Here is a 12,826-nt window from a genome sequence, read left to right as displayed (position 1 = left end):
AGTTTCGCTGCTGGACACCCAGCAGCGCTTCCAGCTTGTGAAATGAACCGCCGTATGCGGAACCGCACGTACGGTGGTGTGAGAGGGCGGCTGAGGTAACTCAGCCCCCTACTCGATGGCGTGTGGTTTTTTGAACGGGGATTCCATCGTCATACGGATGAAATATTGCCTTCGTATGATGTCGCCATCTGACGTTATCTGCGCTATTTAGATGCTTTTAATGTAAGTAAGCCGAACTTCGTGATATTTCATGCAAGATGCGAGTCTTGCCGTGACGCGTTGTTGTTGATTCAACCTGCATAGTGACCCTCTCCATGACCTACTCCCATACCCGCATCGCCCGCGCGGCGGCCCTGTTGTGTGCCATGAACGCCCTGTTCTCCACCCAGGCGCAAGCCCATGGCGATACGTCCGCCGCACCAGCTGCCGCCAGCGATTCCCTGGATGCACCGCAAGCGGTGATCGTCACCGGCACGCGCGGCAGCAATCGCACGCAGTTCGACACCATGGCGCCCGTGGATGTGTTCAACCGCGAAGATATTGGCGCCGTCGAATCATCGGACTTGAACGATGTGCTGGCGCAATTGGTTCCCTCGTATGTGGTGCAGCGCTTGCCGATGGCCGATGGGCAGGTCTTCGTGCGTCCAGCCACTCTGCGCGGCCTGTCGCCGGACCAGACCCTGGTGCTGATCAATGGCAAGCGCTTCCACCGTAGCGCCTTGCTGGGCGCGCGCGGCGCGCAAGCGCCGGACCTGGCGCAGATTCCCGTGTCCGCCATCAAGCGCATCGAAGTGCTGCGCGATGGCGCTTCGGCCCAGTACGGCTCCGACGCGATTGCCGGCGTGATCAACATCATCCTCGACGATACGCTGGGCACGGAGCTTTCCTTGCACCATTCGCAATATTCGGAAGGCGACGGCAAGGGCAAGGAGCTCAACCTGAAGACGGGCTTTGCGTTTGGCGAGACGGGCAAGGCGACGATTTTCGGTGCGCTGGCCCAGTCCGACCCCACCTCGCGCACGCGCCAGCGGGCGGACGCCATCGCCTTTCAGAATGCCCATCCGGAGCTGAAGGTGCCCAATCCCGTACAGCGCTGGGGCCAGCCTGAGCTCGATAGCAAGCGCATCGGCTTCAATGCCAGCATGGCCCTGTCCGACACGGTGGAACTGTACGGTTTCGGCCTGTTCAGCCGCAGCGACGGCACCTCGGACTTCAACTGGAGGAATCCCGACACCAGCACGGGCGCGTATAAAACCAGCAGCCTGTTCCCCGGCTGGGATTTGCGCAGCCTGTATCCGCTCGGTTTCAGCCCCAGTTATTCGAACGACCAGGATGACTTGCAACTGGTGGCCGGTGTGCGTGGTCGCTTCAACGAGCGCTTCGGCTGGGATGTCAGCGCTTCCTACGGCCGCAACCGCATCGACTATAACTTGGCCAATTCCATCAACGCCTCGATGGGGCCGACCAGCCCGACGTCCTTCTACCTGGGCCAGTTGTCGCAGGCGGAAAAGATTCTTAACGCCAACTTCAACTATGAATTGCCCGTGGCGTCCCTGCCGCAACCGGTCAATATCGCATTTGGCGCCGAGGCGCGTAACGAAACGTATGGGGTGAAGGCGGGCGATGCGGCGTCCTGGACGGTGGGGCCGGGCGCGGCCATTGGCCTGGACGCGAACGCGAACGGCGCACCGGGCTTCAGCGACCGCCAGGCGGGCAGTTGGGGCCAGGACAGCTATGCGGCCTACCTGGACGTGGAAGTGCCCGTCAGCAAGGCCCTGAGCCTGGGCGGCGCGGCCCGCTACGAGCATTTCTCGGAATTTGGCAGCACCGTCAACGGCAAGCTGTCGGCTCGCTATGCCTTGAGCGCGGACCTGGCCTTACGCGGCTCCTACTCGACGGGTTTCCGTGCGCCAACGCCCGGCCAGTCGAATACCAACAGCACGAATCAAGGCCTCGACACCAAGACCCTGCTGTTGTTTACCAGCGGCCGCCTGGCCAACAGCGACCCGCTGGCCATCCTGCTCGGTGCGCAGGCGCTGAAGCCGGAAAGATCGAAAAACCTGTCGCTGGGCTTTACGTGGAAGACAGCGGGCGGTTTTTCCGGTTCCGTCGACGTGTATGACATCAAGGTCAGCGACCGCTTCAGCACGTCCGCCGCGTTTGCCGTGCCCGCTGGCGTGGCCAACCCGCTGCGTTACACCTCGGTCAGTTATTTCACGAATGACTTCGACACCACCACGCGCGGCATCGATATCGTCGGCAGCCACCTGAGCCGTCTCGGCGACGGCAAGCTGAACCTGACCCTGGCCTACAACTACAACACGACGAAAGTCGATGGCGGCAAGTCCAGCCTGGTGACCAATCCGGCCCAGCGCCAGGTGTTCGAGGAGCGCCTGCCGCGCCAGAAAGCCACCATCAGCGGCAACTATGACCTGGGCAACTGGAATACCCTGGCCCGCGTGCGCTATTACGGCGCTTGGACGGACAATTCCGGCAATGCGACGGGCGATATCTTCCAGCGCTTTGGCGCCATGCAATTTCTTGACCTGGCGGCCAGCTACAAGATCAGCGACAAGCAGTCCGTGCGCGTGGGGATCGACAACGTGCTGGACAAATATCCCGATGAAGCAAGCTTCCAGGCCAGCCGCGGTCTGATCTATTCGCGCAATGCGCCGTACGACACGGACGGGCGCAAGCTATACGTCGAGTATAAAGTGAAATTTTAAGGGGAGATGATGATGAATCCACAACGCCGCGCCTTGTTGCGCGCGGGTTCGCTGGCGGCTGCGCTGCCCTTGACGGCGGGCGCAGGATCGGCGGCGGCAGCGTCCGTCTTGCCGGCGCGTTTACCCGCAGTACCGGCCGGCACCACGCCGGAGATGCTGGCCAGCAATCAGGCTTACTGGCAGGCCGTGGCCGCACAATACGACACGACCGATGCCGTCGTGCAACTGGACAACGCCTTCTGGGGTTCGATGGCCAGGCCGGTGCTGCGTCATTATGAGCAGCAATTGAGCATGGTCAACCGCGACAACGCCTGGTATGCGCGCATGCGCTTCCCGGCCGATTTCGAGGCGGCGCGCGCGGCGGCGGCCAGGGCGCTGGGCGTGGCTACCGATGAAATCGTGCTGACGCGGGGCGCCACGGAAGCGCTACAAGTCTTGATCGCTGGCTACAACTGCCTTCAGCCGGGCGATACGGTGCTGTACGCGGATATTGATTACGACAATATGATTACCGTCACGCGCTGGCTGCAGCAGCGGCGCGGCGCCCAGGTGGTGTCGATTGACATCCCGGAACCATTTACGCATGACAATGTGCTTGCTGCCTATATTGCCGCCATGGAACGTTATCCGACCCTGAAACTGATGCTGCTCACGCATGTCAATCACCGCAACGGCATGGTCTTGCCGGTGGCCGAGATCAGCCGCCTGGCGCGCGAGAGGGGCATCGATGTCATCGTCGATACGGCGCACGGCTTTGGCCAGCTGGACATGACGATTCCTGAGCTGCAGGCGGACTTTGCCGGCATCAACCTGCATAAATGGATAGGCGCGCCCGTGGGCGTGGGCGCTGCCTACATCAAGCGGGGCAGGGTGGCCGATATCGACCCGTACATGGGGGAGCTGGGTGGGGGCAAGGCGGGCGAGGATATCCGCACCCGCGTGCACACGGGCACGGTGAATTTCGCCGCCTACCTGAGCCTGCCGACGGCGCTGGACTTGCACGCGCAGATCGGCGTGGCCAACAAGCAGGCGCGGCTGCGGCTGCTGCGCAACCGCTGGGTCGAAGCGGCACGTGGCATCGATGGCATCGAAGTGCTGGCGTCCAGCGACCCGCGCCTGACGAGCGCTATCGCCTCGTTCCGCTTAAAGGGCAAGACCAGCGTGGCGGACAATTTTGCCTTGTCGAAAAAACTGGTGCAGGAACACGGCATCTTTGCCGTGCCGCGCGACGGTCTGGCCAGCGGCGCGTGCGTGCGCGTCACGCCGGGCATCTTTACGCCCGAGTCGCATCTGGACAAGCTGGTCGATGCCCTGCGCAAGGTGGCTAAGGGCTGAGTTTGCTTCGGCAGGGGATGGTCTCAGTACTCTTCCCACTCGGCATCGGCGACCACGGCCAGTGCACCCGCCTTGCCTGCTTTCTTGGCGGGCGCTGCAGTGGCTGTGACGCGTGTCGTGGCGGCAAGCCTCGCAGGCGCGCGTGCCGGGGCGCGGATGGCTAGAACCTGCACCGGTGGCAGCGCTTGCATACCGTCGAGCTTGAATACGCTGACGGCTTCGGCCAGGATGCCGGCTTGCTCCTGCAGCGCTTCTGACGCGGCCGCCGCCTCTTCCACGAGGGCTGCATTTTGCTGTGTCACGGCATCCATTTCCGTGATGGCCTGGTTGATTTGCTCGATGCCCGCTTCCTGCTCGTTGCTGGCAGACGTGATCTCGGCCATGATGTCCGTGACGCGCCGCACGCTGCTGACGATCTCCTCCATGGTACTGCCCGCCTGGTTCACCAGGGTGCTGCCCAGATTGACCTGGTGCACGGAATCGCCGATGAGGATCTTGATTTCCTTGGCGGCGGAGGCGGAGCGGTGAGCCAGGTTGCGCACTTCCGTGGCGACGACGGCAAAGCCCCGTCCCTGTTCGCCCGCCCTGGCCGCTTCCACGGCTGCATTCAGGGCCAGGATATTGGTCTGGAAGGCAATGCCGTCGATGACACCGATGATGTCGACGATTTTTTTCGACGAGGCATTGATGGAATCCATGGTCGTGATCACTTCCGCCACCACTTGGCCGCCCTTGCTGGCCACGCTGGAGGCCGATTGCGCCATCTGGTTGGCCTGGCGTGCATTTTCGCCATTCTGCTTGACGGTCGACGTCAGTTCCTCCATCGACGATGCCGTTTCTTCCAGCGAGCTGGCCTGTTGCTCCGTGCGCGAAGACAAGTCCATATTGCCGGAGGCGATTTCACGCGAGCCATGGGCGATGGCATCCGTGCCATGGCGCACGCGGGCCACGATGCCTTGAAGGTTGTTGTTCATCTCTTTCAGGGCGCGCAGCAGCATGCCCGTTTCATCGGTGCCGCGCGCGTCGATGCTGCCCGACAAGTCGCCGGCCGCCACCCGTTGCGCCACCTTGACGGCTTCGCCGATGGGCCGGCTGATGGAGCGGCTGATCAGGATGGCCAGCGCGAGGGCAATGAGCGTCGCGGCGATGGACAGCGACAGGGTCAGGATGATGGCCAGGCGCCCGTCGGCGAGGGCTTGCTTGCCTTCCGTTTCCATCAGCGATTCCTGGAAGCTGGCCATGGCTGCCAGTGCCGTCAGGAATTTTTCTTGCGGATAACGCAGCTGCGTCAGCAGGAAGATGCCTGCCGTTTCGGTTTTCCCTTCTTGCAACAGCTTGATATTCGCATCGCGCGTCTTGCCATAGCTTTCGCGGCTGATCATCGCGGCCTGGAGTAGTTCCTGGCCCTCGGGCGTGTTGACCAGGGTTTTCAGGCGCGTCAGCAGTCCCAGGTTCTTTTTGATCGATGCCTGAATCTTGGCCAAGGAACTGCTGACTTCGTCGGCATCGTTGGCGCCGATGATGGCGATGCTCAAGAGGCGGGCCTGGACATTGACCTCCGACTGTATCGTATTGGACAGCATGACCTTGACATAGCGGTCATTGAGGATTTTTTCCGTCGTGGCATTGATGTTGCGGATGCGGCTCACTGAAACAAATGCCACCATGGCAAGCAGGACAATGATCAAGCCGAAACTGAAGGCCAGGCGGGTACTGATTTTAAACTGAGACATAGGGAATCCATTCTTGGCGACATGCGGGAAGCGCCCGGCACCATGTGAGCACGAGCCAGCCAGATGGGCAGGGTGCGGCACGATGCTGAGGCGGTCGTTTTTTCGTGCAGAAAGCTAGCTCGGCAGGTATGGGGCTGTGTGATGCCAAGGACAATGCCGTGGATGCGCCAGCCAGATCGCCGGTGGGGGCGTGGCGGCCTGGCAGGCGGCGTATTTTTGCTGGGCTGTGCAGCGTGGCACGGCCCGATTCTGTTATTGAGTGTAGGACGATAATTTCTGGCAGGCAAGAAGTTCGGAAAGAAAACGACTCGGCCAACAACGCTTGTCGTGCGGGCATAAAAAATGCCCCGGCGTGCGGGGCATGGGATCAAGCAGGCCGGTCCGGCCCTGGCGCTCAGGCGCGCAAGGTGGACAGGATAGCTTGCAGCACGGCCGCGCCCAGGGCGGCGCTGCGGGCGCCGCTCCAGCCCGTTTGCGGGTCGGGATCGTTGGCGTTGTCCTTGAACGGCAGTTCCAGGGTCAGCGACAGGCAGCCGAAGGCGTGCGTGATGTGGGGCGAACCCATGGTCAGCACTTCCGGTGTGAATGGGCCGTCTTCATAGCCGTGCTCATCCTGGAAGTCGGGGCTGGCCACCTTGAAGTCGGCGATGAAGCGGTCTTGCTCGGCCTTCTGTGTTGGCGTGAAATTTTCCAGCGCGTCGCTGCCGGCCACGAAGACGTAAGGCAAGCCTTCGTCGCCATGCACGTCGAGGAACAGGTCGCAGCCGATTTCATGCATTTTTTGTTTCACCAGGAACACTTCCGGGCTGCGCTCCATGGTCGGCGTCATCCATTCGCGGTTCAGGTTGGCGCCGGCCGCGTTGGTGCGCAGGTTGCCATGCACGGAACCGTCCGGATTCATGTTCGGCACCACGTAGAAGACGGCGTCCTGCAGGCACTGGCGGGCAAACGGATTGGCCTGGTCCAGCAGCGCTTCGAGCATGCCTTCGACAAACCATTCAGCCATCGTTTCACCGGGATGCTGGCGTGCGATGACCCAAACTTTTTTCTCGGCATCGGCGTCGCCGACCACCAGCAGATTCATGTCGCGGCCTTCCACGGTGCTGCCCAGGTCGATCAGGCGCACCAGCGGCGACGCTTGCGCGCTGTCGATCAGGGCCAGGTGGCGGTCCCATGGATACGGTTCGAAGTAGGCGTAGTACACGCTTTCTTCTTCCGGCGTGTGTTCGATGGTCATCACGGCGCCGTCAAAGCTGGTGGGCACGCGGAACCAGGTTTCGCGGTCGTAGCTGGCCACGGCCTGGTAGTCTTTCCAGCCGTCCGGGTAGGCCGACTTGCCTGCATTCATGAAGCGGATCGTGCACGCCTCGCCTTGCGCGCCTTGCAGGCGGAAGTAAAACCACTGCGTGATGTCGGCGTGGGAATCCTTGCGGATGTTCAACTCGATGGATAGTGCATCGTCGGCGCGCAGCACCTCGATCGCGCCGGCGTCGAATTGCTGGCTGATTTTAATGGTCATGAGTGTTCCTGATAAAAACGTATGGGTTTTGCATCGTGTGCAATGGCGCGATGATACCTGTTTTGCGGTGCTCTTTGTGCTGGCGCAAACGACGACGCACGTGCTTTGCTAACGTGGAAGCTCCGACACGGGGAGATCATCATGGATGACAATGGCAAGCACATACGCGAACTGGAAAAAAAAGTCAGCGCCCTCAGCGACGCTCTGGCGCACCTGGGCAAGGGCACGACCTTGCAGGAATTACTGCGCATCCTGCGTTTTCCCGGCTATACGACGCCGGCCGAATTGACCTTCAACGTCGCCATCCTCGACACCATGCTGGTGCAGGCCAATGCGCTGGAAAAGCTGGGGCAGGATTTGTTGGCGGGGGCGAAGCAAGTCGTCGCCAAGTAATGGAAGTTTGATAACGACGCTTGCTGAACGCCTGAAAAATGTTCAGGGCAAGGCGCGGGGCCGCAGGCAGTACGAATGTACGCCCAGGCCCTGCAACGCCGCCATGGACGTTTTGTCAGGTGTTCAGGCCGCCGAAACGTTCGTAGAACCAGGGCTCCACATCCGGCGCCTGCGCATCCTCGCACCGCAATGTGGCCAGGATATGTTCCTCTGCCGCCGCATACGTGAGGCGGTACAGGTCGCGCGCCAGCGCATAGGCTTGCGTGCCGGGCCACGGTTCGGGCAACAGTTCGACGGGCAGTTGAGGGTCGTGCAATTGTACGCGGCGGTAGGCGTGCGTCAGCAGCGAGCGGATGACGAAGGCTTGCTCGGCATCGAACACGGGCTCTTCTTGCAGCAGGGTCAACAGCGGCTGGAAGCTGGCGATGAATTTTTCGTAGCCGGCCATCACTTCCGACAAATCCCAGCAGTCGCCCACCATGTCGCGCAGGGGGCGCGTGCTGACGCCCGGCAATTCCGTTGTGTGGCAGACGTAGAGCTTGCCCTGCACCTCGTTGCGCACGAGGATATCTTCCAGCGCCTCCGCATTGCTGGCCGGGTGACCAAAGATGCCGGGAGAAATCAAGCCATAGCCCGCCCACAATAATTCCTTGCGTAGCGCACCCCGCTCCGCGGCACCGATGCTGCCGGCCGGCCCGATCACCAGGGTCCAGCTGCCATCCCAGTGCACAACCAGCGGCGCATAGATGCGGCGATAGGCGCGTTCGAAGCGGGCCAGCGCCTCCGGGCGTATCGTATAAGCACTGCGGCGGCCGTCGCGCTGCGAGCTGAGCCAGCCTTCCTGCGCCAGACGGAACACGCTGGTGCGCAATAAACGGTCATTGACGCCGAATGGTGCCAGCAGTTCGATCAGGCTGCCCAGCCAGATGGCGCCGCCGCGCGGCACGATGGCGTCGCCAAAGATGGTCATCACCAGGGACTTCGAGCGCGGTGGGTCGCTTTCCAGGAAATCGGCTATCCATGCCGTGCAGCGGGTGTTCTTCATGTGGTTCCGGTCTGGCCGTGTTGCGGTCGGTTCAATAAAAGCAGCAGTTTACTTGGCTGCGCGGGTAGCGCGGCAATAATTTGCCGGAAGCGCGGGTGGCACTTCGCAGTGTTTTCTCATCAGCAATATCATACGCACAAAAAAGCCGCACAAGATACGAATTTTTAAAATGATTCACATCAAGTGTATGCAAATAGATTTTTGTATCGTATTATCTGTTCATCGCACCGCGTTGCTGCGCAAAATCAAAGACATGGGAGACAGATCATGTACGCACAAATGGTTGAAACCGGCCTAAAGAACGTCCGTTCCATCGACGACATGGGCCAGGAAGAGCGCGCTTTCCAGGCGCGCATCGACGAAGGCATCAAGATCGAGGCCAAGGACTGGATGCCGGACGCCTACCGCAAGACCCTGATCCGCCAGATTTCGCAGCACGCGCACTCGGAAATCGTCGGTCAATTGCCTGAAGGTAACTGGGTCACGCGCGCGCCTACCCTGAAACGCAAGTCCATCCTGCTGGCGAAGATCCAGGATGAAGCGGGCCACGGCCTGTACCTGTATAGCGCTGCAGAAACCCTGGGCGTGTCGCGCGACGACTTGCTGGCAGCCTTGCACTCGGGCAAAGCCAAGTATTCCAGCATCTTTAACTATCCCACCTTGTCGTGGGCCGACATGGGCGCCATCGGCTGGCTGGTCGACGGCTCCGCCATCATCAACCAGATTCCCCTGTGCCGCTGCTCGTATGGTCCGTATGCGCGCGCCATGATCCGCGTCTGCAAGGAAGAGTCGTTCCATGCGCGCCAGGGCTACGACATCATGATGTCGCTGTGCAAGGGCACGCCCGAGCAGAAAGCCATGGCGCAGGATGCCTTGAACCGCTGGTGGTGGCCGTCCCTGATGATGTTCGGTCCGTCCGACGCCGCTTCCGTCAACAGCGCCCAATCGGCGCAATGGCGCATCAAGCTGTTCTCGAACGATGAATTGCGCCAGCGCATGGTCGATCAGACCGTGCCGCAAATCGAATATCTGGGCCTGACCGTGCCCGATCCCGACCTGAAGTTCAATGCAGAAACGGGGCATTATGAATTCGGCGAGATCGACTGGTCCGAGTTCAACAATGTCTTGAAGGGCAATGGCCCGTGCAACCGCGAACGTTTGCAAACACGCGTGAAAGCCTATGAAGACGGTGCATGGTTCCGCGATGCCTTGCTCGCCTACGCAGACAAGCAAGCCGCTAGCAAAGCGGCAGCCTGAATATCAATAAGACAGATAGGGGATAGCAACATGAGCAAAGAATGGCCATTGTGGGAAGTTTTCATCCGCAGCCAGCACGGCCTGGCGCACAAGCATGTGGGTAGCCTGCACGCTTCCGACGCCACCATGGCGGTCAACCATGCGCGCGACGTCTACACGCGCCGCAATGAAGGCGTGAGCATCTGGGTGGTACGCGCGGCCGATATCGTCGCCAGCAGCCCGGGCGACAAGGGTGCCCTGTTCGAGCCATCGAACAGCAAGGTGTACCGCCATCCCACCTTCTTCCCGATGCCGGAAGAAGTCAAGAACCTGTGATGGGAGCGCCTGCAATGGATGACAAGGTCACTCAACAAAAGTTCGATTACCTCCTGCGCCTGGGCGACAACGCCTTGATCCTCAGCCAGCAGCTGTCGCAGCTGTGCGGCAAGGGCCCGGCGCTGGAAGAAGACATGGCGCTGACCAACGTGGCGCTGGACTTGCTGGGCCAGACGCGCTTGTGGTTCAGCTATGCGGCCGAACTGGAAAACGCGGGCCGCGACGAAGATGACATCGCCTTTTTGCGCGATGCCCACGACTTCAAGAACTGCCTGCTGGTGGAACAGCCGAACGGCAATTACGCCGACACCATGATGCGCCAGTTCTTCTTCGACAGCTGGCACTACTTCCAGCTGCTGGAGCTGACAAAATCGACGGATGCGCGCATCGTCGAAGTGGCGCAAAAATCGATCAAGGAAGTCACTTACCACTTGCGCCGCAGCGGCGACCTGATCGTGCGCCTTGGTGATGGCACGGCGGACAGCCACGCCAAGACGCAGGCTGCCGCCGACAAGCTGTGGATGTACACGGGCGAGATGTTCAAGTATGACGCCGTCGACCAGGCCATGCTTGCCGCCGGCATCGCGCCGCCATCGGACGTGCTGCGCCGGGCTTTCCTCGAACACGTGGCCGAGATTTTCGCCGAAGCGACGCTTGTCATGCCGGCGCCCGACGCCTGGATGCAAAAGGGCGGCAAGCAGGGCACGCACACGGAACACCTGGGTTTCATTTTGGCCGAAATGCAGTTCCTGCAGCGCGCCTATCCCGGGGCGGAGTGGTAATGAACACGGCCACGGCAGCGCTGGATGCCGCCCAGGTCTGGGCCTGGCTGGGCGACGTGCCGGACCCGGAAATTCCCGTCATTTCGGTGGTGGACCTGGGTATCGTGCGCGCCGTCGAAGTCACGGATGGCGATGCGTGCATCGTGACGATCACGCCCACGTATTCGGGCTGCCCGGCCATGCAGGTGATCGCCGACGCCGTCACGGAGGCCTTGCGCAGCCATGGCGTGGCCAAGGTGACCCTGGTGAACCAGCTGGCGCCCGCCTGGACCACGGACTGGATGAGCGAAGCGGGCAAGGCCAAGCTGAAAGGCTATGGCATCGCCCCGCCGCAGCAGCAGGTGATCGACATCAGCGGCCTTCGTAGCGGAACAGCGGGCGGGGTCAAGCGCCAGGCGATGCCAAAGCTGGACGTGATCTGTCCGAACTGCGGTTCCACGCATACGCAGCTGACCAGCCAGTTCGGCTCCACGCCGTGCAAGGCCCTGTACAAATGCCTGGCTTGCCGCGAACCGTTTGACTACTTCAAGTGCCACTAAAAAAATCAGGCACACGTTCCGAAGAAACTGGAGATGAAGCATGAGTAAATTTTATCCGCTGTGCGTATCGAACGTGCGCAACGAAACGCGCGACACCATCGCCGTCACGTTCGACGTGCCAGCCGACCTGCAGCAGCAGTTCCGCTTCCAGCAGGGCCAGCACCTGACCCTGCGCGCCAATATCAATGCGGAAGACGTGCGTCGCTCGTATTCCATCTGTTCGGCGGTGCAGGACGGCACGCTGCGCGTGGCCATCAAGCGCGCGCCCGGCGGCGCCTTTTCCACTTGGGCGAATGACACCCTGAAAGCTGGCGCCACCATCGAGGTGATGCCGCCCATGGGCCACTTCAACGTGCCGCTCGACTGCGTCAACCGCAAGCACTACCTGGCGTTTGCGGCCGGCAGCGGCATCACGCCCATCCTCTCCATCATCAAGACGACCCTGCTGACGGAACCCCTGAGCCGCTTTACCCTGTTCTACGGCAACCGCGCCTCGTCGTCCGTCATCTTCAAGGAAGAATTGACGGACTTGAAGGATGTGTACCTGGAGCGCCTGAACCTGGTCTATGTGATGAGCCGCGAGCAGCAGGATATCGAATTGTTCAACGGCCGCATCACGCAGGAAAAATGCGAGCAGTTCCTGCAGCACTGGATCCGTGTCGAAGACTACGACAACGCCTTCATCTGCGGTCCGGAAGACATGATGCTGGGCGTCTCCTCCGCCCTGCAGGCGGCCGGCATGCCGAAGCAAAATATCAAGATCGAACTGTTCGCCGCCAGCATCCCGAAAAACTTTCATAAGCCGCGCGCGCAGCTCGATGCGGGCGCCGTGAAGGAAACGGAAGTGACCGTCATCATGGATGGCAACCACACCACCTTCACGATGGACAAGGACAAGGAATCGATCCTCGATGCGGGGCTGCGTCAGGGCATCGACATGCGCTACTCGTGCAAGGGCGGCGTGTGCTCGACCTGCCGCTGCAAGATCCTCGATGGCAAGGTCGAAATGGACGTCAACTACGCGCTGGAAGACTATGAAGTAGCGCGCGGCTTCGTCCTCAGCTGTCAGAGTTTCCCGCTCACCGACAAGGTCGTGGTCGACTTCGACCAGGCCGAATAACATCAGACCCCAAGCGAGGACTGGGGTCGGACCTTAAGGTCCGACCCCGGCACTTGTCCTTG

General features: G+C 61.2%; 11 protein-coding genes. 8 read left to right on the top strand and 3 right to left on the bottom strand.

Features of this window, described 5'->3' with window-relative positions; translation table 11 throughout:
* The first annotated feature begins 314 nt into the window (after window positions 1-314).
* Both ACQ4WS_RS21680 and ACQ4WS_RS21675 read left to right on the top strand, forming a co-directional pair.
* Window positions 315-2,726, top strand: a complete 2,412-nt coding sequence (locus tag ACQ4WS_RS21680; protein WP_436479080.1) for a TonB-dependent receptor plug domain-containing protein — start codon at window positions 315-317, stop codon at window positions 2,724-2,726.
* 12 nt (window positions 2,727-2,738) lie between these two features.
* Window positions 2,739-4,061 carry an aminotransferase class V-fold PLP-dependent enzyme gene (locus tag ACQ4WS_RS21675; protein WP_436479079.1) on the top strand — a complete coding sequence of 441 codons (1,323 nt, stop codon included), beginning with the start codon at window positions 2,739-2,741 and terminating at the stop codon, window positions 4,059-4,061.
* Window positions 4,062-4,084: 23 nt separating this feature from the next.
* Here the strand turns inward: ACQ4WS_RS21675 and ACQ4WS_RS21670 are convergent, their stop codons facing one another.
* Both ACQ4WS_RS21670 and ACQ4WS_RS21665 read right to left on the bottom strand, forming a co-directional pair.
* Window positions 4,085-5,794, bottom strand: a complete 1,710-nt coding sequence (locus ACQ4WS_RS21670) for a methyl-accepting chemotaxis protein (RefSeq protein WP_436479078.1) — start codon at window positions 5,792-5,794, stop codon at window positions 4,085-4,087.
* 394 nt (window positions 5,795-6,188) lie between these two features.
* Window positions 6,189-7,313, bottom strand: coding sequence for a M14 family metallopeptidase (locus ACQ4WS_RS21665; protein ID WP_436479077.1), 1,125 nt, complete (start codon window positions 7,311-7,313; stop codon window positions 6,189-6,191).
* Window positions 7,314-7,454: 141 nt separating this feature from the next.
* Between ACQ4WS_RS21665 and ACQ4WS_RS21660 the strand changes: the two genes are divergently transcribed.
* Window positions 7,455-7,706 carry a hypothetical protein gene (locus tag ACQ4WS_RS21660; protein WP_436479076.1) on the top strand — a complete coding sequence of 84 codons (252 nt, stop codon included), beginning with the start codon at window positions 7,455-7,457 and terminating at the stop codon, window positions 7,704-7,706.
* 115 nt (window positions 7,707-7,821) lie between these two features.
* Here the strand turns inward: ACQ4WS_RS21660 and paaX are convergent, their stop codons facing one another.
* Window positions 7,822-8,751, bottom strand: coding sequence for a phenylacetic acid degradation operon negative regulatory protein PaaX (gene paaX / locus ACQ4WS_RS21655; RefSeq protein WP_436479075.1), 930 nt, complete (start codon window positions 8,749-8,751; stop codon window positions 7,822-7,824).
* A gap of 267 nt (window positions 8,752-9,018) precedes the next feature.
* Here paaX and paaA point away from each other — a divergent pair, with 267 nt between their 5' ends.
* The 5 genes from paaA to paaE are packed head-to-tail and all read left to right on the top strand — an operon-like array spanning window position 9,019 to window position 12,764.
* A complete protein-coding gene (paaA, locus tag ACQ4WS_RS21650) occupies window positions 9,019-10,008 on the top strand; it encodes a 1,2-phenylacetyl-CoA epoxidase subunit PaaA (protein ID WP_219115433.1) in 990 nt (329 codons plus the stop codon).
* 30 nt (window positions 10,009-10,038) lie between these two features.
* A complete protein-coding gene (gene paaB / locus ACQ4WS_RS21645) occupies window positions 10,039-10,323 on the top strand; it encodes a 1,2-phenylacetyl-CoA epoxidase subunit PaaB (RefSeq protein ID WP_034746356.1) in 285 nt (94 codons plus the stop codon).
* A 14-nt stretch (window positions 10,324-10,337) separates the two neighbouring features.
* Window positions 10,338-11,105: a 1,2-phenylacetyl-CoA epoxidase subunit PaaC gene (paaC, locus tag ACQ4WS_RS21640; RefSeq protein WP_436479082.1), complete on the top strand. Its 768-nt coding sequence runs from the start codon at window positions 10,338-10,340 to the stop codon at window positions 11,103-11,105.
* Window positions 11,105-11,644: a 1,2-phenylacetyl-CoA epoxidase subunit PaaD gene (gene paaD / locus ACQ4WS_RS21635; RefSeq protein ID WP_436479074.1), complete on the top strand. Its 540-nt coding sequence runs from the start codon at window positions 11,105-11,107 to the stop codon at window positions 11,642-11,644. The genes paaC and paaD overlap by 1 nt, the downstream gene beginning before the upstream one ends.
* A 40-nt stretch (window positions 11,645-11,684) precedes the next feature.
* Window positions 11,685-12,764 carry a 1,2-phenylacetyl-CoA epoxidase subunit PaaE gene (gene paaE / locus ACQ4WS_RS21630; RefSeq protein ID WP_436479073.1) on the top strand — a complete coding sequence of 360 codons (1,080 nt, stop codon included), beginning with the start codon at window positions 11,685-11,687 and terminating at the stop codon, window positions 12,762-12,764.
* Window positions 12,765-12,826 lie beyond the last annotated feature (62 nt).

The organism is Janthinobacterium leeuwenhoeki (assembly GCF_051380795.1).
In the GTDB taxonomy this organism is placed as follows: Bacteria; Pseudomonadota; Gammaproteobacteria; order Burkholderiales; family Burkholderiaceae_D; genus Janthinobacterium.
The sequence above is the reverse complement of the archived record's forward strand: the minus strand, read 5'-3'. Positions and strand labels throughout refer to the sequence as shown.

Coding starts and splice junctions, on each gene's coding strand:
- ACQ4WS_RS21670 (WP_436479078.1), bottom strand. CDS start 5,794: ATGTCTCAGTTTAAAATCAGTACCCGCCTGGCCTTCAGTTTCGGCTTG.
- paaE (WP_436479073.1), top strand. CDS start 11,685: ATGAGTAAATTTTATCCGCTGTGCGTATCGAACGTGCGCAACGAAACG.
- paaA (WP_219115433.1), top strand. CDS start 9,019: ATGTACGCACAAATGGTTGAAACCGGCCTAAAGAACGTCCGTTCCATC.
- paaB (WP_034746356.1), top strand. CDS start 10,039: ATGAGCAAAGAATGGCCATTGTGGGAAGTTTTCATCCGCAGCCAGCAC.
- paaX (WP_436479075.1), bottom strand. CDS start 8,751: ATGAAGAACACCCGCTGCACGGCATGGATAGCCGATTTCCTGGAAAGC.
- ACQ4WS_RS21665 (WP_436479077.1), bottom strand. CDS start 7,313: ATGACCATTAAAATCAGCCAGCAATTCGACGCCGGCGCGATCGAGGTG.
- ACQ4WS_RS21660 (WP_436479076.1), top strand. CDS start 7,455: ATGGATGACAATGGCAAGCACATACGCGAACTGGAAAAAAAAGTCAGC.
- ACQ4WS_RS21675 (WP_436479079.1), top strand. CDS start 2,739: ATGAATCCACAACGCCGCGCCTTGTTGCGCGCGGGTTCGCTGGCGGCT.
- paaD (WP_436479074.1), top strand. CDS start 11,105: ATGAACACGGCCACGGCAGCGCTGGATGCCGCCCAGGTCTGGGCCTGG.
- paaC (WP_436479082.1), top strand. CDS start 10,338: ATGGATGACAAGGTCACTCAACAAAAGTTCGATTACCTCCTGCGCCTG.
- ACQ4WS_RS21680 (WP_436479080.1), top strand. CDS start 315: ATGACCTACTCCCATACCCGCATCGCCCGCGCGGCGGCCCTGTTGTGT.